Origin of the sequence: Clostridium sp. Cult3, assembly GCF_021655115.1 — a bacterium.
Taxonomy (GTDB): domain Bacteria; phylum Bacillota; class Clostridia; order Tissierellales; family Tepidimicrobiaceae; genus PPXY01.
Window position 1 is genome coordinate 1 of sequence record NZ_PPXY01000020.1, and the last position, 26,850, is coordinate 26,850.

A 26,850-nucleotide genomic window follows, 5' to 3' on the forward strand; every position below is an offset into this window, starting at 1 on the left:
GGTTTAGACCTCGATAGAATCCAATCAAAGATTGAAGAAATACTAACCCATGACCTAGACTCTATAGACGGCTAAAACAAAGGACCAGGATAAGTTTTTACTTACCTCTGGTCCAGTTTCCATTTAATATGCAAAGGGATTGAAATTGATTTTATCTATTCTTTCCTTAATATTGTAGGGTATTAAGGATTTTTGATTTTCCGTTAATCTATTATATTCTTCCATTATCTCCATTAGCATCAATTTATCATCCTCTAGCTCATCTACCCTTTGGCTAAATTCCAATGCCTTCTTTAAATCCTCTTCCACAGGAATGGAGGTGCTGTATATATGTTTTACATAATCCCGCATTATAGATATGCCATAATCTGGATTTGGCGCCCAACGGCCTCCTAAATCTTCTACATAGGATACTTTTCCAGCCCAAGCGGCAGTTTTGGTCTTATACCATCTAGGATGAGGTTCTCCTATGGGATCTACTCCACAGTATATACCCATATGATTGAAATGTGCCCTTACCCCCTCTTCTGGAGTGGGAAATATTTGATGATCATAAGTGCTATCCCCTATAGGCTCTAGTATTTTGATACCAGCCCAGTTGTTCATCTCTGGCTTAACTTGACCTGTATATCTACCAAAGTTGGTCTCCTTGGCTGCTTGAGCATATAGTATTTCTGGATTTATCCCAGTAAGTCTTCCATATTCCCAGTAATAGGGTGCTACATCTATAAATCTCTTATGACTGCCTTTTTTAATAGCCCAGGCTTGAGCTTGAGCCATGCTAGTATTGGTCCCTGATTTGATGGAAGTCTTTAGGGATTCTATTTTAGATTCTACTTCTTGAAATTTATTTATCCTTTCATTGGGAATATGCTCTATCTCCTCTTGAGTTAGGCTATCGTATAGATTCCTTAGTTTTTCAACTTTAACCTTATCTGTAACCACTATCTCCCTAATATCCTTTGGATTTGGTAGTTCATCTGCTAGCTTTATAAACTCCTCATATCTAGGTATTTCCTTTATAGGTTCTGTGGGTTTGATTAGACTACCTTCCTCAAATTCCCTTGTAGTTATAAAGGTCTCAAATCCCCTAGAACTAACTATGGTTTTAAATATCTGTGCATCCTCCTCCGTTGAAAACCTACCAGCCATTACATAGTATTTATCATCCTTAATTATAAAGGTATCTTCAAAGCCAGCAAGTACTAAATTCCAAGCCTCTTCATTGGCAGATTCCAAGCTGCTATAGCTTCCTATCTGGACCAGATATTCTTTAGTATCTGGTTCTTCTGTTGGATCATCTTGTATACTCCTGCTAATATTAGCAAGTATCTTAGCCGACTCTGCCCTTGTAATCTGTCTCTTAGGTCTAAAGGTGCCATCTTGATATCCTTGCATATATCCTTTATACTTCATAGATTTTACATATTCCTTAGCCCAATCCCCTATTTCCTCACTATCGACAAAATCCAGCTCTATATTTTCTAGCTCTTGATCCAATCCTGCAACCATAGCAATTATTTTGGATGCCTCTTCCCGAGTTATAGGTCTATTAGGCCTTATGGTTCCATCCTCGTAGCCACTTACATATCCTGCAGCTAAGGCCTTCCCTATTTCATCATGATACCAGTCATCTTTTTTTACATCTGTAAAGGATACTTGATTAGTTTCCTCAAATTCATATACATGGTTTACCATCTTGAAAAATTCAGCTCTAGTTACATTTTTGTTGGGTTTAAAAGTTCCATCGTTGTAGCCTTGTATATTACCCCTTTCCATTAAATAGACTATCTCCGCCTTGGCCCAATGACTTTCTATATCAGAAACCATGGCAAAGGAAAAGCTACTATTGGCTACGATCATAGATGAAATAATTGCCGTAAATAGTATATTCCTCTTCATATTTTTCCTCCATTCAAATATGTACTTGTACCCTTTTTATTATAACACCTATATATCTCAATAGAGTGAAATATTTATTACAATTAAGTTACATAGGAAAAAGTGGTATTTAACTGTATAAAGTTTATCTATAGTGACTGTCTATTCCATAGGATTAATCTATTTGACTAATATTGACACCAATGCTAATCTATCTCTAGATGAGCAAAATATTATATAAATTACGAGGAGTGACAAAAAATGAAGAAACGAATACTTGCATTATTAATGGTGCTAGTATTGTCTTTTGGTCTTGTAGCTTGTCAAAATAATGACAATCCTCAAGAAGAAGCTGATAAACCAGCTGAAACTTCTGAAGAGACCAATGACAAACCTTTTGAAGGGACAACCTTAAGCGTATTGGTAGCTTATGGCGGTGCCGATGCTACTTTTGAAAAATTCACCGAAGAAACTGGTATCAAAGTAGAATTCTTGAGTATGTCCACTGGATCTGCTCTTGCTAAACTTCAAGCAGAAGATGGAAAAACTGAAGCAGATATCTGGTTTGGCGGTGGAGTAGACAGTTACTTAAACGCTAGAGATTTAGGGTATCTAGAAGCTTACAAATCCCCAGAAGTATCTGCTATCAATCCTCAATATTGTGATGAAGATGGATATTTTTCAGGATTAGCACTAGTGCCTGCTGGTTGGATAGTTAATGATGATATATTAGAAGAAAAAGGTCTAGAGCCTCCAAAGACTTGGGAAGATTTAGCTGACCCTAAGTACAAAGGGGAAGTAATCATGGCAGACCCTGCTATTTCAGGAACTAACTATGCTATCGTCAGCGGTCTTATACAAGCTTTAGGAGAAGAAAAAGCTTGGGATTATTTTGAAAGACTTAATGAAAATATAGATTTCTTCGCCCAAGGCGGTGGAGAACCATTGGAAAAAGTTGCAGCTGGAGAATTTGCTATAGGTGTAGTAGCCATCACTGGTGGAACCTATGCTGCTGGAGAAACAAGCCCTACATCTGTTATTTATCCAGAAGATATGATTCCATGGACACCAGCTCCAATTGCTATATTCAAGAACACTAAAAATCTTGATGCAGCTAAGGTGTTCGTAGACTGGTATCTATCTCAACATGGACAGGAAATATTAAGAGAAGCCGATGCAAGAATAATGGCTAGAGACGATGTAGAAGCACCAGAATTGATGAAAGAATTGGATAAAAGTAAACTAATCGATTTTGACCTAGAATTAATGGGTAGTGATAGGGAATCAATCCTAGAAAGATGGAAGGAAGTAGTCGGTGATAAATAGTGTAAGACCAAAGGAAAGGGCAGGCTTTGCTCTTTCCTTTGATTCTATATTAGATCGGTTGATTTTATGGACTGTTATCATTAGTTTACTTTTATTCATCTTATATCCTATAGTTATGGTCATCTCCACCAGCTTCTTCTATAGAGGTGATTTTACCTTAGATAATTACAAGAATTTATTAACTCAAAGCAATTTAACATTGATAAAAAACAGCTTATTCGTAGTAAGTCTATCCTCTGTACTAGCTACGATTTTTTCACTATGTATAGCTTTATACACCTTTACTCAAAGGGAAAGGATCCAAAACATCATATTAAGAGCTTTGATGTTATCTATGATATCGCCACCCTTCGTTTCTTCTTTGGCCTTGATTACACTTTTTGGTCGAAGGGGGCTCATCACTCACAATCTATTGGGCTTAAGCGTCAATCCTTATGGTTGGCAAGGAGTCGTATTACTTCAGACTTTAGGGAAAATCCCCCTGTCTACCATTATGATTATTACAGCTTTAAACTCTATAGATAGAAGGCAGATACTAGCCTCCAGGGACCTAGGAGCCACTCCTAGTGAGACTTTGAAAAATGTAATACTACCAGCAGTATTTCCTACGGTATTGGCGGTATTGTTTTTAAACTTTACTATGAATTTAGCAGACTTTGGAACTCCTATCATCATTGGAGGAAAGTTCAAAATGCTAGCTACAGAAACCTATAAGACCATATTTGCTAGTGGAGATTTAGGAAAGGCTGCCGCCATGTCGGTACTATTAATTCCTCCTGCTCTATTGGCATTTTTGTTCTACAGAAAGAACATGGAAAGTATAGATAATAAATCCGATGGAACCAAGGCCTTTGGAAGTCAAGGATACCATTTTCAACTTCCCAAAGGATTAAATGTAGTTTTAGGTTTTATTACTATAGCTTTTTTTATAATAGTCATACTAAAATATGGTAGTATATTTTTGTTATCTATATCTAACAATGCTTCTGGTAAATTAGTATTTACACTGGATCATATTAAAAAGGTGAGATTTCTATATCTATCTGCCTTTGTCCGCTCCATAGTATTTGCTATAATTGCTGGAATAATATCTTCGGTGCTGGGAATTTTATTGTCCTATTATACCCACAGACGAAAGATAAAGGGTATGAGATATATAGAATTTGTATCCTCCCTCCCTTATATTATACCGGGTATATTCTTTGGACTAGGATATATAGTTGGATTTAACAATAGGCCTTTGCTCCTTACGGGAACTACTGCCATTGTAATCCTAAACTCTACTTTTAGACATATATCCGTAGCTAACAAAGCTACTAATGCTGCCTTTGCCAATATAGATACTAGATTGGAAGATGCAGCTAGGGATTTAGGTGCATCAAAGGTAAGGACTATTACCAATATTATATTTCCCTTGTTAAGGCCAGTATTTTTAACCAGCTTCATAAACACTTTCACCGCTTGTATGACTACTGTTGGAGCCATTATATTTTTAGTTTCGCCAAAGAATGTAGTAGCCAGCGTTGTAATGTTTAAGGATATTCAAAGAGGTGGATATGGACAAGCCGCAGTAATGGCTAGTGTACTGATCCTAATCACCGTCAGCGTAAATCTAATAGCTATAAAGCTACTTAACAAAAGGGAGGTGTAGCATGTGTTTCTTAAGTTGGTAAATTTGACTAAACTGTTTGATGAAGAAAATGGTGTAAAAAATGTAAATATAGATGTAGAGGAAGGAGAGTTTGTCACTATCCTAGGCCCTTCCGGCTGTGGCAAAACTACTACATTGAATCTAATTGGTGGATTTTTGGAAGCAGATAGTGGACAAATTTTATTAGAAGGAGTAAATATCCTAAGCTTACCTCCTGAAAAACGGCCTGTATCCACGGTTTTTCAATCCTATGCCCTATTTCCCCATATGAATGTAGTGGAAAATGTAAGCTATGGTATCCGATTCTATAGGAAGGAAAAAAAGAAAAAGGCTTTAGAAATTGCTCAGGAATATATAGATATAGTTGGTCTAACAGGCTATGAACAGTATAAAGTAGGGAATCTAAGTGGAGGACAACAGCAAAGGGTAGCACTAGCTCGCTCCATGGCTACTAATCCAAAGATACTCCTATTAGATGAACCCTTGAGTAATCTAGATGCATCCTTGAGGATGAAGATGAGAGGAGAGCTTAAGGAATTACAAAAAAAGCTTAATATCACCATGATTTTTGTCACCCATGACCAAAGTGAGGCCCTAAGCCTTTCGGATAAAATAGTAGTAATGGACAAGGGAAAAGTAGTGCAGATAGGTTCCCCTACAGAAGTATACTTCTCTCCTACTAATGAATATATTGCCTCCTTCATAGGAAAGTCAAACCTAATCCACATAGATGGAGAAAAGTTTATGGTAAGACCTGAGGATATCCGTATGAACATAAATCCCCAAGGGGAATATACCATAGAAGAAAAGATATTCATGGGCCAATTCACCGAATACCTGGTTTCAAAGGATGGAAAATCTGTTGAAGTGAATTTAAGTGGTAAGGAAAGTGCAAAGTTTCAAACAGGTAGTAAAGTGAATTTGGAAATACTTCATAAGACTAAATTAGGAAAATAATAGTTAAAGCGGGTATACAACCCGCCTTTTTTTACACTAATTTTTGACCACAGTTGGAACAGAAATTTCCCTCCCCAGTCTTCTGACCACAATTAGGGCAGAAATTTGGTTTGGTTGTACTGCCTTGAGATTTGCCTTCATCCATGTTTTTCATCATCTCTTTGGCTACATTCATCCCCATCATCATGCCTGCCATATCGGAAGCAGTTCCTCCACCTTTTACTTTTCCTGAGGATATGCCATCGGTCATGGAAACCTGTTGGTATTTACCTAAGTCTCCTACCATATTGTGGGAAGCTACTTTGTTGATCATATCTTGGATTTCCTCTGGATAGTTAAAGCTCATTATATTAAAGCCTGTAATGGTCATACCATTGTCTAGTATCTGCATATCCAAATCTTCTTTAATACCCTTGGCTATTTCAAAGGCATTGGCTTGAAGATTGAACATATCCTTACCTTCTTTGCTAATCCATTTCATCAATAATTGGTCTAGTATAGAGGTAATTCTCAGCTTCACATCTTCTACTAGATAATGATCCTTTACCCCTGCTATCTTATCGATTAATGCTATATAATCGTTGACCTTAAAGTTAAAGGTACCATTAGCACGGATTGGAAGTCCTCCTGGTAGTTGAGGAGTAGGTATATTTATGGCATTTTTGGTGCCCCATCTTACTGTAAATTCCTTGGTATTTACAAACAGTACCTCTGCCCTCATACCCGTATTAAAACCAAATTTAAATCCCTTTAATGTAGATAAAAAGGGGATGATTTGAGATTCTATATCGTAATCTCCTTCATCTTTAAATATGCCCTCTATTTTACCATTGTATAAAAATATTGCATCCTGGCCTGGACGTATAATCAATCTACTTCCCTTTTTTATCTCCCTATTGGACCATTTCCAAAAAATCATATCATCTCTAAACTCTTCCCATTCTACTACATTGGCAAATTGTCCTTTAAATATCATTTAATCATCCCTTTCCTAGGTATTTATCTAAAATTTACCCCTACTCCCACTATGGGAGTGACCACCTCTAGTCATTCCTCCACCTCTACTAATGCCACTACCACCGCTGCCGCCACCTCTATTGTTATTAGAAGGTCTTCTATGTTTAGTAACAGAGGTTCTCAAATAATTGTCCCTTCTATTTAATATTCTAGAATTGCTAAAATCCCTATAGGTCCCGTCATGGACTGTGACCCTGCCACCAGTATTGTAGGCCATAGACCCTACTACTATTCCAGCCACTATTAGGGATATGGTGATTTGAAACCCTGATTTAAACAATATATTGTTTGGATCTACTCCTGGCCTAATTCCCATATATTTATAGGCGGTCTTGATAAAGCCCTTAAATGCCTTGTAGAAATCTCCATCGGATAAATCTGGGGTTATCTTATAGCGGATCAAATCCAATCTATAATCATCTAAGTATTCTTCTCCTTTATAGAAACCTGCCAAATAAACATCTCGATTATCCATGTCGATGGTAAGTATAGCCGTATTACCATGGGGTTTGTCATAGCCTAGAGCTTTATCATCGTAAAAGTCTTCCATATATTCTACTATATCCTTCCCCTTAGTATCGTTAGTAGTCAATATGATAAAATCCGTATCCCTTCTAGTGCTATACTTTTGGGCCATAGACTCTAACTTTTCTACTTCCTCTAGAGTCAATAGATTAGCAAAATCGTATATCCGATGTTTTCTACCGGAGTCGGCCAATACTATAGAACTACTAAAAGTTAATAATATAATAAATAGTATGATAAATGCATAGCCTTCAAACCTTCTTCTCACCACAGACCACCTCCCATCAACAAAGCCATTATCTTAAGTGTAACAAAGGTAGCCCCAGCTACTCCGCCAAACCAAGCAGCTACCTTGCCATAACTAATAGGAGGTTTGCCTACTACTTTTCCCGTCTGACCATTCATAGCAAAGGTGTGTTCCGATTTGTCGTAGTCATAGTACACCATCCAAACGGGAAGAAGGGTGTAGTAAGCATGGGTATTCCTAGTATCAATCCGTTTATCCTTATATCTAACGGAAGAATATCCGGTAATAGTAGAGTTGATATAAGCATTTATATAGTTTTCTATTTTCGATTTAGCACGAGGCAACAGCTCTTTTTCATCATAATTATATTTTTCTGCAATATACCCAGCTAGATAAGGGGTTTTAAAATCCTTTATTTCCTGGTAATTATAGGGTTCTAATTTGTCCATTAACTCATCGTTCATCTTCTCCGAAGCATCTACTGGCACTTTTAGATAATCTAAATTTATATCCCTATATACATCATAATATCTAGTTTCCGTATATACATAATCACCTCTAGTATATGTCCGAACCTTGGTACAAAGAGCATTGACCTGGACCTTAGAGTTTAAATCGTATAGCCAAAAAGGCACATAAATACCTGTAATGTTCTTTATCCTGTCAGCAGTCATAAAGCCCTTTGGTGTAAGCCTGCCATTCCGGCACCACTTCTTAAAGGCCTTCATAGCCTCTTCCTTGCTTATGGCAAAGGGAATTACCTTAGCAGGAGCCATCTTTCCTGACAATCTATCGGCTAAAACTACCCCAGCTCCACAAAAACTACAGGTGGTGGCTGTAGTCTCCGCTTCCGTAATTATGACTGCACCACAGTTTTTACAATGGTATTCCTTGGCTTCATCTTCTGAAAAATGGGTACTTATAAACTCATCGGGAAAATTTTCTATATCGTCTTCCCTGCCACAGCTATGGCAAGAAAGCTTCCCAGTTTCAGCATCAAAGGCCATATCTGCACCACAATTAGGACATTTGTAGTGTATTACCAAATTTATCACCTCCAACAAAAAACCAACACCAGTTAATATTAAAGCTGTAGCCATAGCTACAGCCCTTAATATTAGGACTACTCCTTATTCTTTATTTTTTCCTTAAGTGCAGCTAATTCGTCCTCTATATCCGAATCTTTGCTCTCGTATTTAGCAGCTAAATCCTTTATATCATCTTTAGGCCCTTTATTTAACTCAGCCATTGCATTAGCCTCATCTAAAGCCCTATTCACCTTGTCTTCCATCCTATCAAAGGCAGATATAGATCGGTTAGCATCTACTACTGAGGAACCCATCTTGTTTATCCTCTCCTGAGTTTTAGCTACTGACATTTTCCCCTTCAACATGGATCTTCGTGCTTCTAATTCATTTATATCAGAAATCAACTTGTCATGCATCTGCCTCATATGTTCAGCATTGGATTTGGCTAAGTTGTAAGCTTCTTCCAGCCCCTTTTCCTTATCTGTTAAATCAGCCTTTCTCTCTAGAAACTTCCTGGCATCATCTTCATTTCCCGCTTCTAGGGCTTTTACGGCATAATTCTCCATCTTCTTAATATCCTCTTGGCATTCCCCAAGTTCCCTTTTAGCTCTCTGTTCTTCTGCCATTATAGAGGCAGTCTCAGCCTTCACCTTACCTAAATCGCTATTTAGATTTCTTAAAATCTGATCTATCATCTTCTCTGGATCTTCCGCCTTATCCAATAATGCATTGATATTGCTGGACATGATCTCCTTAAACCTATTTAATATACCCATATTATCCCTCCCCTTAATACTATTCTTATGCATGAATCAATTATTACTAAAATTATATCATAATATAGTAGACTATTATATAAGTTTTTTCATTATATATCGTATCCCCTATGGAAAGCCACTATGTTTACATCTACTGCCTTGGAAGGTACATTTTCCTTAAGTACTTCCTTCCAAATATCCACATCTATGGACAATTCCTTAGCTAACATCCCAATTAATACGGTATTGGCAGCTTTGATGTTCCCTGCCATCTTTGCTTCTTCCATGGCATCTACCTTTATTATATGAAACTTATCCTTTAAGTTTTCAATTTCTTCATAGGGATATTCCTCTTGTTCCAACAAAGCGGGAGTAGGATATACCTCCTTTTCATTGAGAATGATAGTGCCTCCTTCCTTCATCTGATAGCTCCATCTATAGGCTTCTAAAGGTTCCATACCTAGGAGGATATCCCCTTCCCCAGGCAATATATTTGGAGAATATACCTTTTTACCCATTTTTATAGAACCCCAAACCATACCTCCCCTTTGGGATAGACCTACTACATCATTGGTCTTTACATCCAATCCAGCCCTAAAGGCTGCTTCGGATATTATCTTAGTAGCTAATACTAAACCTTGACCTCCTACACCGGCAATAATAATATTCCTCATACCAATCATCCCTCCCATCTCTTAATAGCATTTACAGGACACACCTGAGCGCATACGCTACAGCCTACACAAGCATCTGGATCTATGGAGGATTTTAATTTATCAATTCCCTCATATTCCTTCATCCTAATAGGCGGACAGTTGGTCTTGACACAGGATCTACAGCCTATGCATATATTTGGATCTACATAATAGTGAGGCTCCTTGATTTTATATCTTAGAGCACAAGGTCTAGTGGCAATTATGACCGAGATGCCTTCCTTCTTAGTTTCCCCTACTATTACCTCTCTAGTATGCTTATAATCAAATTGGTCTACCTCTATTACATTTTCAATTCCCATGGTGTTTAATAGTTCCTTTATGGATATATCCATATCATCAGTTTCGTTATATAATCCTGAACTAGCATTAGGCTGTCCTCCAGTCATAGCTGTAGTTCTGTTGTCCAGGACTATAAAGGTCATATTGTCCTTTTCATCTGCTTGATGGAGTAGATTGACAAAACCTGGCATCCCTGAGTGGAAGAAGGTTCCATCTCCTATAACGGATACTATAGGCTCATCACTGCCATTGGCCCTCATAGCCTTGTTCATCCCCTTAGTAACTCCCACCGTTGCTCCCATAGATATCATCACATGGGATGCTTCAAATGCTGGCAACACAGACATGGAATAGCAACCTATATCCCCTATGACCTTAACCTTCATCTTCTTTAGGATATCGAATATAGGCCTATGGGGACAGCCAGCACAGAACATAGGCGGTCTACTTACCGTAGATGTTTTCTCTACTTTGCTGTATTTTATTTCTTTAAGGATACCTGCATTATACAAACCTTCTTCTATATTTTCCGTATGCAATTCCCCTGTAAAAGAAAAATACTCCTTCCCCTTGCAATGGATTCCCATAAGTTTCAATTCATTTTCAATAAAGGGCATCATCTCTTCTAGTACTAGGATGTTTTCATATCTTTGGCTTAACTCTTTCATCTTCTTAGTGGATATGGGATACACCATTCCCAATTTGTATATGCTAACTGGTAGATTTAACTCCTTTAGATTATAGTACATAAGCCCTGAAGTGATTATCAAAGTATCTGAACCCTCTACTTCTTCTAAAGTGTTTATAGGTGTATCATAGGCATATTCCTCTAAAGCAGCTATTCTATCTTTCATAGAATATTGGGCTTTAAAGGTATTTGGTGGTAACATAGTGTATTTCTCCTGGTCTATGGTGAAACCTTCTGGCACTTTATCTATTCGTTCTTCTATTTCTACTATTCCCCTACTGTGACATACCCTAGAAGTAATATCTACCATCATAGGAGTCTGATACTCTTCGCTTAAATTCAAAGCTGCTTTCATATAATCCTTAGCCTCCTGACTACTACCAGGATAGAATATACCCATATTGGCAAACTTGCCCATTATCCTATTGTCCTGTTCGTTTTGGGAACTGGCCATACCTGGATCATCCCCTGTGGCTAAGACAAAGCCCCCATTTATAGGCATTTGAGTGAAAGTCATCAAAGGATCAGCAGCTATATTTACCCCTACATGTTTCATAGATGCCATGGACCGAGCCCCATATAATGAGCCCCCTATGGCTACTTCTAAGGCTACCTTCTCATTGGTGGAGAATTCAGCATATATTTCTTCGTAGCCCTTTAAGGTCTCCATTATCTCCACCGTTGGTGAGCCTGGATAAGATGCAGCAATCCTGCCACCAGCTTCAAAAAACCCCCTAGCTATGGCTTGATTGCCCGTCAACACTTCCTTCATGAAAAAACCCCCTTTAAGCTTTTGATGATATTTTACCCTTAAGGGGCATGGACAAAACAAAAGAACCAGGATATAACATCCTGATTCTAGTCTATATATATTATCCTAATTACCCTTGTTAGCTGGGGTTAGCAATGCTGGAACATCGTATTTCTCTGTACGCTTATCCCTTATTACCCCTGACCAATTTAATCCAAAGGCAAAATCATACTTATTTCCCACTTCATCTACATGACATTCCATATCCCTTGGTACATCTTCATATTGTTTTTCTACAGCTTCCATATTCCCTGGCATTTGTAGTGGTAGCAGTCCTTCTGGTTCAACCTTACCTGTGATTATATCAAAATACGCTTCATCTGTTACTCCAAAGCCCATTACTATAGCATCTACATCCTTTTCAAATTCTTCAAATACCATTGGATTGTCTGCTCTAATAGCTACGATTATAGGCTTATCCTTAGCTATTTCCTTTGCTAATAATATACTATTTCTCAGCAACCCATTTTGTATCTGTGCTGATATTTATAGCCCTCTCTACTAATGTTATAGCTTCTGCATGAGTTAGATTAGATTTTGGATCTATCCTATTTCCCTTGCCTTGAACTATATTGGTTTGTACTAGTAAAGCTATAGACTCTTTTGCCTTATCGGATATATTTAAAACATCGGAATAACTATCTAGTATGGATATATCTACTGGTACAAAGTTTACAGCTTTAGACAAAACTACAAAAGCATCCTCTCTAGACAAATATTCCTTAGTTGCAATACCCTCCCCATCCATATCTTCTATTAAACCAGATATGGACATAAGGTTTGCAAATTCTTTTCCGCTAATCGCTTTGCCAAGCAAATCCTCTGTAAAGGTATTGTCTACATAGTCCAATAAATCCTTATCCTTCACCTTTTCGTAAGTATCCCTAAACCAATTGGGAACAGAATTGTTTCCTGCAAAAGCCACTACATTGGATAAGATCAACACCAACGACAATAGAAGACTAAAGATTGTCTTTTTATTTAGCCTGGTTTTATCCATTTTAAACAAATCCTCCTTTTCTTTTCCTTATAACTACAATTCTTCTCCATTGGTAGCAATTACATTTTTATACCAATAGAAACTCTTCTTTTTAATCCTTTTAAGACTTCCCCTTCCTTCATTATCTCTGTCTACATATATAAACCCATAGCGTTTCTCCATCTCTCCTGTTGATAGGCTTACTAAATCTATACATCCCCATGGAGTATAGCCTATTAACTCAACTCCATCTTCTACTGCTTCTATCATTTCTCTAATATGCGCCCTTAGATAATTAATGCGATAATCATCATTTATTGTGCCATCTTCTTCAACCTTATCCACTGCTCCTAGGCCATTTTCCACTATGAATAGAGGTTTTTGATATCTATCGTATAGTTGATTTAAGGTATATCGCAAACCCTTTGGATCTATTGGCCAACCCCATTCTGAGTCTTCCAGGTATGGATTCTTCTCACTTTCAAACAGATTCAATTCCCCTTTTGCTACTTCCCTTTGCTTCTTCACCGATGCTACATGGGACATATAGTAACTAAAGGATACAAAGTCTACAGTGCCTTTTTCTAATATTTCCTTTTCTTCATCTGTTATATCTATTTTTATGTTTTTCTCTTTAAAGAACCGCTTCATATAGGATGGGTAATACCCCCTAGCCTGGACATCAGCTAAGAAGAAGTTCTGCCTATCCATTTCCATAGCTTTAAATACATCTTCTGGATTAGGCGTTAAGGGATAATAGGGCCCTCCTGCTAGCATACATCCAATTTTAGCCTCTGGGTCTATTTCTCGAGCAGCTATGACAGCTAAAGCACTAGCCACTAGCTGATTATGGACAGCCTCATATACTATTTGCTCCCTATTTTCATCTTTGTCTATTACCAATCCCCCACCAACAAAAGGACCATGGAGAGTCATATTTATCTCATTGAAAGTAATCCAATATTTAACTTTTCTACTATACCTTTCAAACAACACCTTGGCATATCTTTCATAGAACTTAACTACCTTGGAACTTCTCCAACCTCCATATTCCTTTACCAGATGCAGGGGCATTTCAAAATGGGATATGGTGATAATAGGTTCCATATCATGTTTTATCAATTCATCCAATAAGTCATCATAAAACTTTAATCCCTCTTCATTTGGTTCTTCTTCATCTCCCTTTGGAAATATTCTAGACCAAGCTATGGATGTCCTAAAGGCTTTAAAACCCATTTCTGCCAAAAGGGCAATATCTTCCTTATAGCGATGGTAAAAGTCTATACCTTCATGAGAAGGATAATAATCATATACGGTTTCCAATGCAGGTTTTGCATATTGTAACAATGGTATCCGCTGTTTGCCTCCAGGCAATACATCTGCTGTTGAAAGGCCTTTACCTCCTTCATCATAAGCCCCTTCACACTGGCCAGCAGATACTGCACCTCCCCACAGAAAATCCTTTGGTAACTTGCCTATGTCCATCTAATCAGCTCCTTTCTCTACAATATTTTGATTATGGAATCTCCTTTCCTAGCTGTAGTAACTTGTAGAGGTATTACATCTAAAAAGCTGGAAGTGTTGGTTATTACAATGGGGGTTGTTATATCGTATCCCTCAGCTTTAATATTTTCTTCATCAAATTCTAATAATAGATCTCCCATCTTTACCTTATCTCCAACTTCAACATAACCGATAAAATATTGACCTCCCAATTTGACTGTATCTATTCCCACATGTATCAATATTTCTACATTATCAAAAGTTGTGATCCCTATGGCATGTTTGGATTTATGAAAGCTGGTAATAATTCCATCTGCTGGTGCATAGATCTTGTTCTCTGTTGGAAGTATGGCTATACCAGAACCTAGTACTTTGCTTGCGAAGGTATCGTCTTTTACCTTTTCCAATGGAACTACTTCTCCATTTAACGGAGATTTAATATCTATTGCTTTGCTAAAGACTTGTTTCTTTTTTTTTTAGTTTCTTCTCCTATGCTTTCATCAATTCCAAAGCTCCAAGTTAGTGCAAATGTTAATATAAAGGAAATTGCTATTGTTATTAAAGAATAGACGAAAGTGTCTCCAATAAATATAGGCAAAGAGGCTAATCCTGGTGACGCAAATCCATAGGCCTTTACTTTAGTTATACCTGCAAACAGTCCAGCAACTCCCCCGCCTATCATAACGGCTAAGAAAGGTCTCTTATATCTTAAGTTGATTCCATACATAGCCGGTTCTGTAATGCCCATTAATGCCGTCAAACCTGCAGATCTTCCTAAACTCTTTACGTCTTGATCCTTTACTTTCATAGATACTGCTAAAGCTGCAGCTCCTTGGGCTATATTAGCTGCTAACATTCCTGGCAATAGTATTACTTCATAGCCTAAAGTTGCAAAAGCTGATAAAGCTACTGGGAACAAACTATAATGCATACCAAACATTACTAGTAATGGTGAAAAAGCTCCCATTAGCGTAGGTATTAAGAAACTTACATGATCATTTAGAAATACTATCCCCTGTGCCACATAATCACCTATAATCGTTCCAATAGGTCCTAATATTATCAATGTTACTGGTGCCACTATCAACAGGGTTATCAAAGGCTTTAAGAAAAATTTGACTACATTTGGTGAAACCTTATCTGCAAATCTTTCTATATAGGACATAAACCAAACTCCTAATATTATAGGTATAACCGATGAACCATAAGATGCCAATCTAATAGGTATTCCTAAAAATCCTATAGTAGCCTGACCTTCATCTATTAGTGCAGCAAAATTAGGATGTAGTAAAATTCCTGCCAAGGCTACGGCCAAATATGGATTGGTTTTAAATCTAATAGCAGATGTATAAGCCAGTAATGCTGGTATAAAATAAAATGCTCCGTCTGCAATAGTATCTAATACATAATAGGTTTGACTCTCTGGTGATATCCAATTGAAAGCTGTAAATAAAGCTAACAGGGCCTTTATCATACCTGCACCAGTTATGGCAGGTAATATTGGTGTAAATACTCCTGCTATGGTGTCTAGCACTATGGATAATTTAGATTTTTCCGTTTCACCATCTGAATCCCTTTCACTCTTATCAATATCAGCTATATCCATAAGTGCTCTATATACATTAGCCACATCACTACCTATGATTACTTGAAGTTGCCCACCACTATAGGTAGTCCCCATGACTCCCTTTATCTTCTCTAGACTATCCCTATCGGCTTTTTTAATATTCCTTAATCTAAAACGTAATCTGGTAGCACAGTAATCCACTAGTTCTATATTTTCTTCTCCACCTACATGTTTCAAAATATCCTGTGATATTTTCTGATAATCCATACTACTCCCTCCTTAGATATGATCTTAATATTCACAACCTTTGCCAACCTTCTAGCGTATTCTCACCACCCTTTCTATATGGATTGTTAGATACATCATCTCATCTTGGGTTATCATGTATTGATATTTTTTATAAATGAATTCTTGTATTTTTAGGGCACAGTCATATGAATCTGAGTATCTTGTTTTAACGATTTCAAATAGATCATCCTGTTCATCATCTTCATAGAACTCTTTATTTACTAAGCGCTGTGCAAAAAATTTTAGGTGAGTGATGAATCTGTAGTAATTTAGGCTTTCCTCATCAAATTCCATAAGGAAATGATACTGTACAATCTTTAGTATCTCTTGAACTATCCCAGTCATAGCCATGATATTTCCTATGTCCTCGTTTAGCTCTGCATTTACTATATGTAATGCTATAAAGGCTGCTTCATCTTCTGGAAGCCTCACTCCTAAAGTCTGATCTATCATCTTTAAAGCCTCCATACCTATTTGAAACTCTTCCTTATATAGATTTTTGGTCTCCCATAGAAGTCCATTTTTGATAGCCAATCCCTTACTATATCTTTCTACTGCATAATGAATATGATCTGTTAATGATATATAGATGTTGTCATTTAGCTTTTTACCTAGTTGTAATTTAGCATATTTTATTATATCTTCCGAAAGCTTCATATACTCCATGGGGATTTCCTCTATTAGCTCTTTTAGTTTATTAGTTAAATCGTCGTTTTCCAATGTAAATACTTTCTCTACCCTATCCTTGTCAACCAGATCCCCTGGACTCTTACCAAAAGCTACCCCCCTTCCCATTACTATAATTTCTGACTTATCTTCGTTAAGGGATACTATTGCATTGTTATTGAGAATCTTTTCAATAACCACATTCATCACCCTCTTTCAGGAAATAACAAAAAAGGCAAAACCCGAACTTGTAGATAAGTTAGGTTTTGCCTGATTTAACAGTAACAATCCATATATATTCACTTGTTATAAGTATAACATGTAAAAGTTTGGATGTCAATATAAACCAACGGACATGTTGTCAAAATATTTATAATATTATGCTGCTTCTGGAATAGATATAGCTACTATATCCGTTGATAGCTTTTCCTTAAGAGTCTTTATTTGTTCTTCAGTTAGACCAATACCAAGTAGATACTCTTCTGCAGCTTTCTCTAAATCCACATCGGTAAGGTCTGCACCTTTCTCTAATCCAGCAATATCTCGTAGAGATTCTAATATATTGCTTTCAGCTATCTTTTCATATTGTTCAGAGCCATACTCTACACCAAAATAGTTGATATAGGTAGTCATATAGTCTTCCTTGATTTCGTCCACTGTAGAACCCATCAATGCTTCTAGAAGTCCAGCGACAAAACCTGCTCTGTCCTTACCTTCATTACAATGTACAAGATAAGGTCCATCCTTTTTGATCATGAACTCTAATCCAGTCTTAAGTTTTTGTTTAAATTCATCAGATTTAAAGTCTACCCCCATATCGAGAAAAATAACATTGCCTTCTTCATATAGGCTCTTATAATATGGAGAGTTGAAATCCTCTTTCTCAAAATAACTTTCTAGTTCTTCTTTGCTGTCTGCAAGGTTTACTACTGTTTTTATACCTGCTTCTTTAGCAAGAGCATCTGCATATGCAGCACGACCTAATTCATTATTAACTGGGCTACTGCTTCTATAATATACCCCTTTGGCTATATTTCCAGTGGATACATTACGGAAGTTTGCAAATATAACATCAGAAGCATAGTCTTCACGATTATCGCTACGATCTAGCTGACGGATTTCCCATTCCGTAAGATAGCCAGCTTTTTCTTTCAATTCAAAGCTAATCTGGTCTCCCTCTTTTGCCTTATATGTTTCAGCAAAGTTTCCCATATTAATGGCTACGATAATATTTCTTGAACCTGTACCATTTGGTCCACGTACCAGTTCACTACCATTGTCAACATCACTATAGGCAGTAACAAAAGGTGCTTCTATTTCATGCTCTCCTATTTTTACTATTAGATTATCCCCAAATTCGAATCCTGCATTCAGTAGATTTTGAACTAGTAGATCCAAAGTAATATTACCATACTTATCTACAACTGTTACAACACCAGAAGTGCTAGCAGTAAGTAGTTTAGGCAAATCATAATGAATTCTAGCTAATTCTGAACGCTTTGCTATGGCATCAGCATCGATTAAGACACCATCTTTACCTTTAACGATACCTGTCCCTAACAAATACTCCATAACTGGTATAGCTGTTTCCGGTAACTTTTCTCCATCGCTATAATATTCAAGACTTCCTCCTAAAGTAGATACTCCTTTATATTTCATATACTTGTATAATATTTCAAACATTTCTAGACGACTAACAGCTTCTTCTTCATTAAATTCTTCGCCATCATATATGCCTATTTCTTTCCACCAATCTAGTGCTTCTTCTAATGTACCAGGCCCTTTTTCAATATTATAAAAGGACTGGTATAATACGGCGCGGGTAAGCTTACCATTTGGATCAAACTCGTTCTCAGATACGTTTTCCATTACTTTATTTGTAAAAACGTATTCCACTGCATCAGTATACCACTTTCCTTTCTTTACATCTGAAGGTAAATGCCCTTCTGCAAAGGCTCCTGCACCTAAAGAAAAAGTGAAGGTCAGTACAAGTAACCATGATATGATTCTAAAACTTCTTTTCATGAAATTTCCCACCCTTCCTTTATTATGCTACTTAAGTATAATATTATCATAAGGGCATATCCATTTCAATGAGACGTGATTACTACTCCCTTTATATTGTTTAGTATAACTTCCCCTTGTCTATTCGACATAATATGATAAAATTTGATATGCTATAAATAAATTTATGAGGAGGCTTTAAAAATGAAAAGATCAATTAACAAAAGGCTTGCATCTCTGATGCTAGTATTTATGTTGGTATTAACTATAATGCCAGTAGGTGCATTGGCAGAAGAAGCTGCCGTATTTACTGACATAGGCCATAGTCCCTATGAAGAAGCTATTGTCCAACTATATGATAAGGGAGTAATAGCACAACCTATCAACGGGAGGTTTAGACCTGAAGACCCCCTTACTAAAGCAGAGCTATCTGCCCTTATGGTAAGAGGATTTAAGCTTCCAGAAATACAATCTTTAGATGTAGAAGAAAAAGTAGAGAAGAAATTTACTTATACAGATACTCTAGGGGTAATAGATGATGGTTTCGTCGTATATTCAGCCGATGATATTAAATCCCATTGGGGTGAAAACTATATTGAAGGCCTTATCAAGGTAAGAGCTATAGATGTAGAGGAAGATGGATTGTTTAAACCAGAAGAAAATATTACTAAAAAAGAGTTCTATCAGGTATTAGGCAAGGTATTATTTGGAGTAGATGAAAAGGTAGATTACATAGAAAAACTTAATTCTTTAAATCTACTGGATGAAAAGGATTTAAGTTCTAAGGATACTATTACAAGGGAAGAAGCTGCTGGAGCTTTAAATAAAATCCTGTCTAACTCTAATTTTAAAGTTCTAACTATCCTTGCTACAGCTGATATTCATGGGCATATTGAACCATATAAACCTAGTGGTGCTGACAGGGAAATCGGTGGTATGGCAAAGATGAAGAAGTTCGTAGATGAAACTCGCAAAAGACAGCCAAATACCCTATTGGTAGATATCGGTGATGCTCCATACAATACAAATGTAGCTAATATGTTTAAGGGAAAGCCTGTCATAGAAATAATGAATATGATGGAATACGATGCTATGGTATTAGGAAACCACGATTTCGATTTCCCACAAGATGTTATGAAAACCAATGCAGAATTAGCTAAATTCCCATTCCTATCAGCTAATACCTATTACAATGATAGCTATCCTGAATACCTAAAACCTTCCATTATTAAAGATATAGATGGCATCAGGGTAGCCATAGTAGGACTAACAGATGATAGTAGTGGATACTATACTCATCCAAACAATGTAAAGGGAGTAGAATTTGAGGATCATTTTGAAGCTGCCAAGAGGGAAGTAGATGAAGTTAAGGACAACTCGGATATAATCATATCCTTAGCCCATCTTCACAACGATAATGCAGTATTAGGTGAAAAAATCCAAGGCATCGACTTCGTATTTGGCGGTGGCACTGATATTGTAGATTACCCAAGAAAAACTGGAGATTCTTGGTTGATATCCTCAGGTAAACATGCGGAATTGGTTTCTCAAACCAATATAAATATGATAGATAACCAAATGATAGGATTCAACTTTGGACATATATTCATGACGGAAAACTTAGAAGAAGACGAAGAAGTAGCAAAACTAGTTAATGAATATACTGAAGAACTGGATAAAGAAATGGAACAAGTAATCGGTAAAACTACAGTAGATCTAGATGGGGAAAGAGGTACCGTTAGAAGAAAGGAATCCAATCTAGCTAATGTGATTGCTGATAGCCTAGTGGAATTAACCGATGCAGATATTGCTCTACAAAATGGTGGTGGAGTAAGGGCAAGTATAGATAAGGGAGATATAACATTAAAAGATGTATATACAGTTCTACCTTTTGACAATGCAGTTGTAGTTCTTGAATTAGACGGAAAAACTATCTGGGATACTTTAGAACATGGAGTGTCTAGCTATCCAAGTGCAGCTGGTATGTTCCTACAAGTATCTGGACTTGAGTACACTTTTGATGCTGCTAAAGAACCAGGTGAAAGAATAGTTTCCGTAACTATCGATGGAAAAGATATAGAAATGGATAAAAGCTACAAAGTAGTAACCAACGACTTCTTAAGTGGCGGTGGAGATAAGTTCGATATGCTTAAAGAAGGAAAAGTCACTCTCAAAACTAAATACTATTTGAGGGACAGCTTCAAAGAATATCTACTAAAACATGGAACTATCTCTCCAGAAGTAGAAGGACGTATAACTATACTTAATGAAGTTACAGTAGAAGAATAAAGGATGGGCTTTTAGCCCATCCCCACATACACTCCTATTCCCAATCCAATACTAACTACTAATCCCAAGGAATTATCCCCTAGTAAATAAAAACTTACCCATATCACCAAAGCCATAATAGCTCCCCTTATGAACAACTTCAATAAACTTTTCCAATTTCTGTGGATATCTATGACTTTCATATTGCCGTTTAACCTCGTTATCAACAGGATTGTTACTAAAGTTGTGGAGATGCTAGTGGCTAAGGCTATACCAGCTATGCCCATATACTTAGATAATATAATACTGAATATTAGATTTACGACAACTCCAAAAATTGCATGTAGTGTAGGAGTTAAGGAGTCGTGCATAGCATAGTGGATCTTCGTAAGTATCAGTACAAAGGCCATACTTCCTAGACCTAGAGCATAGTAAGTTAAGGCCTTGGATGTCATATAAGTAGCTTCAGGACCAAAGGCCCCCCTTTGGAAGAATAACCTTACTATAGGTTCTGATAATAGAACTAATATTAACGTTGCTGGTACTATTATATTGAGTATCCACCTCATACCCTTTTTCATAGTATCCTTTAAGGATTCTACGTCTTCCCCATGATATTCCTGGGAGATTATTGGAAACAACACCGTCACTATAGCCGTAACAAATATGCCCAATACCAATTGGATTATATCGTTAGCATAGTTTAGCCAAGATATACTACCTACTGACAAAGTAGATGCTATGGTTTTATCTACTATTATATTGATTCTATTTATGGATAAGGCTAATAGTATAGGCAGCATAACTATAAGCATTTCCTTAAAATATACATCCTTAAAATCTAATATCTTTTCATATCTATATCCCATATTCTTGGAGGCAGGTATTACTGAAAACAACTGGGATAAGGATGCTAGTATTCCCGCTACCATCAATCCATAAGTTCCGTATTGGTTAAAGAATATCAAATATATGATATACACTATATTATAGTAAATCCAGGATTTAGCCCCAGCTTTAAACCCATGATTGCTCTGAAGATATGCTACAAATACGGATCTTATCATTATAAGAGATATAATAGGTAAGCCTATCTTCATAAGCTTTACAGTCAGATAAAACTCTTCTCCCTTAAACCCTTTGGCCATTATATTGATAATAGCTGGAGATAAAAGCCAGCCCAACACCAGCAATATCAAGGAAGCCAGTATGGTTATATGGAGTAGATTGTTTACATAGTCTATCTTCTTTTCCTTTCCTTCCTTGGCTTCAATCTTTAATAGAACTGGAACCATACTAGTGCTAATTCCTTCTCCTAATATTTCTGCCAACAGGGTAGCTCCAGCAAAGGCAACAAAATATGCATCAGTTCTAAAGCAACAGCCTATTTCCGATGCTATTAATGTCTCCTTAATAAACCCTAGTATCTTACTTGCTATACCAAATATAATAATAATCCATACAGATTTTACTGCTTTATCCTTCATGGATCCCATAAACTTCCCTCCAGTTTTCCTATCCTACTTATTGTACCCTAGGAATAGGATGGTAAAACAAAAACTGAGCTAGGGTATAATCCCTAACTCAGTTTCCGGCTATTGTTAAGCTATTTATTTCTTAAATATTCCCTTGATCCAGGATATAAATCCTTTCTCTTCTTTTACATTTTCATCAATTTCTAGTTTTTCCACCTCTTCTATTCCCTTTACTCCTTCAGTCTTCATGATGAACTTTAGACTTCCATCCATATCCTCCGATAGGCCTGAGAAGGATTGATTATCTTTGGATATCTTAACTAATTCGTCTTTTATATCTATTACCTTTGAAACATCCATATCTGCATCCTTTACCTCATCCCACATCTTGTTTATACCTTCATCTTGGAACTTGTTCATACCTTCATTTAATTCCTTTGAGCCTTCAGTAAGCTTGTGGCTACCTTCTTTTAACTTTCCGCCACCTTCAGCTAGTTGTCCAGCACCATTTGATAGCTCTTCTATACCTCCATGAAGTTTACCGGCGCCGGCATTTAATTCTCCTAGTCCATTGGTAAGCTCTTTTGTTCCTTGAGCCAATCCCTTTGAACCTTCTGCAAACTTGCCTGCTCCTTCATTGGCCTTTTGGGCGTTTTCATTTATCATATTAGCCCCTTGGTTTAGTCCAGCACTACCTTCTACTAATTGACTAGAAGCTCCCTTTAGTTCTTCCGTTCCTTGGGCTAACTCTCCTAGACCGCTGGAGATCTTCTTTTGACCTAAATTTACATTTTCAATGCCTTGAGCTAATTCTTTTGAAGCTCCTTCTGCTTGTATTAGACCTTCCTCCAATTGGTCTAAAGCCAATACCAACTGTTGGTTAGAGCTCTCAAGGCCTTCTAAAGCTGTCCTCTGTTGAGCCAAAACTTCCTTCATGGTTTGAGATACGGCATTGCCTCCAGGTAAGTTTTCAATGGAAGAAGCTATTTTGTCCAATCCGTCTACACTTTTTAACAATATTTCTACTACTTTTCCTTCTTTTTCTTTCCCAGCTTTAATTTTCTTTACAGCTTCTAGGCTTTTACCTAATCCTTCACTTAGACTATCCTGTCCATTTTTGATGGTTTCTGTGCCCTGGATTAGCTCTTCCATTCCTCCACTTAAGGCTTTAGTACTTTCTGGGATCTTATCTACCCCTTCAGCTATTTGAGCTGCCCCTTGGGAAAATTCCATAGCCTTGTTGCTAAATTCTACTGTGCCATTGCCTAGGCCAACAAACCCTTCCCCCAGTTGATTAGCCGATTGGGATAGGGTGTTGGCTCCTTCGTCTATTTTTTTACTGCCTTCATAGGTTTGGTTCAATCCTTCCTTCAACTTTGTAGAGCCCTCTAGTAGGGTATCGGAACCAAATTTAATCTTATCTATCCCTTGAATAAACTCATCTAATCCCTTATCCAATTCTACTTGACCCTCATATAGCTTCTGAGTTGCATCAGTTAACTTTTCACTGGCTTCTTTTATCTTATCTACTCCATCTATCAGTTCATCTAAGTCCTTCGCATCATCTAGTGCGTCTATTTCAGGTATTTGGGACGTAGCTGTAAATACTATAGGCTTCATCTCGAAATTTTCCACATCTGCTACAATTTCTAGATGTTCTTCTAAATCTAGCTTATCTCTATCTACCCCTAAACTATCCTTAAGACCAGGTAAGGATATAAAGGTGATTATTTGATTGCTACCATCGGATACTATTTTTCCCGTATTAATCTCCACATTTTTAAATTTATCCATGGGTAGGTCTACTACTGTAGCTACTACATAGGGAGCATAGGCAGTCTTGGTTTCCCCTTTTTTCAAATGTATTGAGTGTTTATCATTGTTTTGAATATCTATACTAATCCTTATTTCTCCTGACTTCCCAACTATATCCTCAGGCTTTACTTCTTTTCCATCCAAATAGTATTTAATACTTGGCTTCAAAGGTAGTTGTTTCTTAACTTTTCCTTGGTAATAGATGTCCTTATTATCTGTTTCCCATATTAACTTCCCATCTTCCACCTTTGGTTCTTCTTCACCTTTTACATTTACTACATCTTCAAGTATGGTTTTGTCCTCTAGACTATTTAAGGGAGCATCGGAATGAATCCAAATGCTAGATATCTTCTCTATATCTTCACCACTATTGTCTAAATTAACATAGACCGTCTCTTCTTTTTTGACTATTCCTTCCCCAAATACTAGATTTGATGATACAAGGGTTAAGATCATTGCCATAGCAAGTATTCTAGATATTATTTTATTTGCTTTCATATGCAATCCTTCCTTTCTCAGCCTTATCTTTTCTTTCTTTGCTCCAGTTTTTAGTTGTAGAGCTAATAAAGCTCTCTGTAGCTATTAACACTCCCGGCAATATGAATAGAATCACTCCCGTAGATATCAACGCACCTCTAGCTATCATAGCCGATAAACTTTTTACCAATTCCATTTCGGAAATAACAGCTACACCTATAGTAGACGCAAAAAAAGTCAACCCACTAGTAATAATAGATTTAGCCGATTCCCTAACAGATATTTCCATAGCTGTAAACTTATCATGACCATTTTTTATCTCTTCTCTATACCTAGTAGTCAACAGTATAGCATAATCTACAGTGGCTCCTAATTGGATAGAGCCTATTACTATACTAGCTATAAATGGGATAGAATTTCCCGTATAATATGGGATGCCCATGTTTATAAATATGGCTAAGGTTATAGCTAGTATCAAAAATATAGGTATGGATATGGAGGTGAATACCAATAGTATTATGATAAACACCGCTATATTGGATATGGTACTTACCCTTTTGAAATCCCTGTCTGCAATACCTATTAAATCCTTAGTCAGTACACCTTCGCCTGTAATTATACCGGTTTTATCATATTTCTTAACTATCCTTTCAATCTCCTCTATCTGTGTATTTTGCTCATCAGTGGCAGCCTTATATTCGGAATTTATGATTATCTGCTTGTAATCACCCTGTTCAAACCTATCCTTTATAGCCTCTGGTATGAAATTTTCTGGTATGCTGGGCCCTATTAATTTTTGATAGGATAATACATTTTCTATTCCCTCTAGTTTTTCAATCTCCCCTATCATCTGTTTTATATGATAATTTGGTACATCTTTTGATAGGAGTACCATATGGGTAGTCATCATATCGTACTCATCCTTTAGCTTTCTAAAGGCTACTATAGACTCCATATCATCAGGTAAGGATTCATCTAAGTTATAGTACACTTCATTGTTCTTCTCACCATAAAAAGCTGGCAAGAATATTATTATTCCAATCAATATAAATAATCTATAATGCTTAGTAACAAGCTTTCCCAATCCATTAAATTCTGGCAATATGGTACCATGGTTAAAACGATTGATTAGCCTATCAAATACCAATATTAAAGCTGGCAATATGGTTAGTACTGATAAAACTCCAAACATTACTCCTTTTGCCATTACCAAACCTATATCTTTACCTATAGTCAATTCCATAAAGGCTATGGCCAAAAATCCTGCTATAGTAGTCAAAGAACTACCTACTATAGAAGAAGCAGTAGCTGCAATAGCATGACCCATGGCTTCCTCTCTATCCTCTAGCTTTTCACATTCCTCCTCATATCTATGAAGTAGGAATATGGAATAATCCAGGGTAACTCCTAGCTGCAGTACCGCTGCTAAGGATTTGGTTATATAGGATATATCTCCTAGTAGCATATTGGTTCCAAAATTATATAATATGGCGTAACCTATACTTATGAGTATTATAAAAGGTACTATGGTAGATTCCAATGTCAACATAAGTATTATAGTTGCCAATACTACTGCTAGAGCCACATATATGGGAGTCTGTTTATCAGCTAAATCCTTTGTATCCTTAAGGACTGCTGCCATACCACTTAAGAAGGATTGTTTATCCAATACGCCTCTTATATCCACTATAGCCTGTTGGGTTATTGGAGAGGAGGATTCATTGGCAAATTTTATCATCACCAATGTGGAATCCTCCCTATAGAACATCTCCTTTAGCTCCTCTGGTAGCATATCCTTTGGAATACTAATATCCAAAAAGTCATCTACCCATACTACGCTTTCCACTCCTTCTATTTTGCTGATCTTATCCTTTACCTTTACTACGTCCTTTGGTTCCATATTTTCAATAACCAACATGCCCGT

21 protein-coding genes are annotated in these 26,850 nt (G+C 36.9%); 4 read left to right on the top strand and 17 right to left on the bottom strand.

Features of this window, described 5'->3' with window-relative positions; translation table 11 throughout:
• Positions 1-123 precede the first annotated feature (123 nt).
• Positions 124-1,902, bottom strand: coding sequence for an S-layer homology domain-containing protein (locus tag C3E88_RS05035; RefSeq protein ID WP_236909075.1), 1,779 nt, complete (start codon positions 1,900-1,902; stop codon positions 124-126).
• 240 nt (positions 1,903-2,142) lie between these two features.
• Between C3E88_RS05035 and C3E88_RS05040 the strand changes: the two genes are divergently transcribed.
• Genes C3E88_RS05040 through C3E88_RS05050 form a run of 3 tightly spaced genes read left to right on the top strand, consistent with a single transcriptional unit; the run spans position 2,143 to position 5,815 of the window.
• Positions 2,143-3,207, top strand: coding sequence for an ABC transporter substrate-binding protein (locus C3E88_RS05040; protein ID WP_236909076.1), 1,065 nt, complete (start codon positions 2,143-2,145; stop codon positions 3,205-3,207).
• Positions 3,197-4,858: an ABC transporter permease gene (locus C3E88_RS05045; protein WP_236909077.1), complete on the top strand. Its 1,662-nt coding sequence runs from the start codon at positions 3,197-3,199 to the stop codon at positions 4,856-4,858. The genes C3E88_RS05040 and C3E88_RS05045 overlap by 11 nt, the downstream gene beginning before the upstream one ends.
• A gap of 3 nt (positions 4,859-4,861) precedes the next feature.
• A complete protein-coding gene (locus tag C3E88_RS05050; protein WP_236909078.1) occupies positions 4,862-5,815 on the top strand; it encodes an ABC transporter ATP-binding protein in 954 nt (317 codons plus the stop codon).
• A 31-nt stretch (positions 5,816-5,846) separates the two neighbouring features.
• On the opposite strand, the gene C3E88_RS05055 is transcribed toward C3E88_RS05050, so the two are convergent.
• From C3E88_RS05055 to C3E88_RS05115, 13 genes are all read right to left on the bottom strand, one after another.
• Positions 5,847-6,791, bottom strand: coding sequence for an SPFH domain-containing protein (locus C3E88_RS05055; protein ID WP_236909079.1), 945 nt, complete (start codon positions 6,789-6,791; stop codon positions 5,847-5,849).
• 27 nt (positions 6,792-6,818) lie between these two features.
• Positions 6,819-7,625: a TPM domain-containing protein gene (locus C3E88_RS05060; RefSeq protein ID WP_236909080.1), complete on the bottom strand. Its 807-nt coding sequence runs from the start codon at positions 7,623-7,625 to the stop codon at positions 6,819-6,821.
• Positions 7,622-8,704, bottom strand: a complete 1,083-nt coding sequence (locus C3E88_RS05065) for a TFIIB-type zinc ribbon-containing protein (protein WP_236909081.1) — start codon at positions 8,702-8,704, stop codon at positions 7,622-7,624. The genes C3E88_RS05060 and C3E88_RS05065 overlap by 4 nt, the downstream gene beginning before the upstream one ends.
• A 23-nt stretch (positions 8,705-8,727) precedes the next feature.
• Positions 8,728-9,408 carry a PspA/IM30 family protein gene (locus C3E88_RS05070; protein WP_236909082.1) on the bottom strand — a complete coding sequence of 227 codons (681 nt, stop codon included), beginning with the start codon at positions 9,406-9,408 and terminating at the stop codon, positions 8,728-8,730.
• Positions 9,409-9,500: 92 nt separating this feature from the next.
• Positions 9,501-10,064: an indolepyruvate oxidoreductase subunit beta gene (locus C3E88_RS05075; protein WP_236909083.1), complete on the bottom strand. Its 564-nt coding sequence runs from the start codon at positions 10,062-10,064 to the stop codon at positions 9,501-9,503.
• Positions 10,065-10,069: 5 nt separating this feature from the next.
• Positions 10,070-11,845, bottom strand: a complete 1,776-nt coding sequence (locus C3E88_RS05080) for a thiamine pyrophosphate-dependent enzyme (protein ID WP_236909084.1) — start codon at positions 11,843-11,845, stop codon at positions 10,070-10,072.
• Positions 11,846-11,950: 105 nt separating this feature from the next.
• Positions 11,951-12,346: a glycoside hydrolase family 3 C-terminal domain-containing protein gene (locus C3E88_RS05085; RefSeq protein WP_236909085.1), complete on the bottom strand. Its 396-nt coding sequence runs from the start codon at positions 12,344-12,346 to the stop codon at positions 11,951-11,953.
• On the bottom strand, positions 12,333-12,884 hold the full coding sequence (locus C3E88_RS05090) for an S-layer homology domain-containing protein (RefSeq protein WP_236909086.1): 552 nt from the start codon (positions 12,882-12,884) through the stop codon (positions 12,333-12,335). Before C3E88_RS05090 ends, C3E88_RS05085 begins: the two co-directional genes overlap by 14 nt.
• A 33-nt stretch (positions 12,885-12,917) precedes the next feature.
• The gene (locus C3E88_RS05095; RefSeq protein ID WP_236909087.1) at positions 12,918-14,348 is read right to left on the bottom strand and encodes a 6-phospho-beta-glucosidase; all 1,431 of its coding nucleotides are present in this window, start codon (positions 14,346-14,348) and stop codon (positions 12,918-12,920) included.
• A gap of 17 nt (positions 14,349-14,365) precedes the next feature.
• Entirely contained in the window at positions 14,366-14,812 is a 447-nt protein-coding gene (locus tag C3E88_RS05100) for a PTS sugar transporter subunit IIA (protein ID WP_442870634.1), read from the bottom strand.
• Positions 14,809-16,200, bottom strand: a complete 1,392-nt coding sequence (locus tag C3E88_RS05105) for a PTS transporter subunit EIIC (protein ID WP_236909089.1) — start codon at positions 16,198-16,200, stop codon at positions 14,809-14,811. Before C3E88_RS05105 ends, C3E88_RS05100 begins: the two co-directional genes overlap by 4 nt.
• 51 nt (positions 16,201-16,251) lie before the next feature.
• Positions 16,252-17,094 carry a BglG family transcription antiterminator LicT gene (gene licT, locus C3E88_RS05110; protein ID WP_272878435.1) on the bottom strand — a complete coding sequence of 281 codons (843 nt, stop codon included), beginning with the start codon at positions 17,092-17,094 and terminating at the stop codon, positions 16,252-16,254.
• A gap of 171 nt (positions 17,095-17,265) precedes the next feature.
• Positions 17,266-18,912, bottom strand: a complete 1,647-nt coding sequence (locus C3E88_RS05115; protein ID WP_236909090.1) for a tyrosine-protein phosphatase — start codon at positions 18,910-18,912, stop codon at positions 17,266-17,268.
• A 183-nt stretch (positions 18,913-19,095) separates the two neighbouring features.
• On the opposite strand from C3E88_RS05115, the gene C3E88_RS05120 reads away from it, so the two are divergent.
• Positions 19,096-21,180 carry a 5'-nucleotidase C-terminal domain-containing protein gene (locus C3E88_RS05120; RefSeq protein WP_236909091.1) on the top strand — a complete coding sequence of 695 codons (2,085 nt, stop codon included), beginning with the start codon at positions 19,096-19,098 and terminating at the stop codon, positions 21,178-21,180.
• A gap of 11 nt (positions 21,181-21,191) precedes the next feature.
• Here C3E88_RS05120 and murJ read toward each other — a convergent pair whose 3' ends face one another.
• From murJ to C3E88_RS05135, 3 genes are all read right to left on the bottom strand, one after another.
• On the bottom strand, positions 21,192-22,655 hold the full coding sequence (gene murJ, locus C3E88_RS05125; protein WP_236909092.1) for a murein biosynthesis integral membrane protein MurJ: 1,464 nt from the start codon (positions 22,653-22,655) through the stop codon (positions 21,192-21,194).
• 114 nt (positions 22,656-22,769) lie between these two features.
• The gene (locus C3E88_RS05130) at positions 22,770-24,947 is read right to left on the bottom strand and encodes a hypothetical protein (protein ID WP_236909093.1); all 2,178 of its coding nucleotides are present in this window, start codon (positions 24,945-24,947) and stop codon (positions 22,770-22,772) included.
• A partial coding sequence (locus C3E88_RS05135; protein ID WP_236909094.1) for an efflux RND transporter permease subunit occupies positions 24,934-26,850 on the bottom strand: 1,917 nt, incomplete at its 5' end. The genes C3E88_RS05135 and C3E88_RS05130, both read right to left, overlap by 14 nt.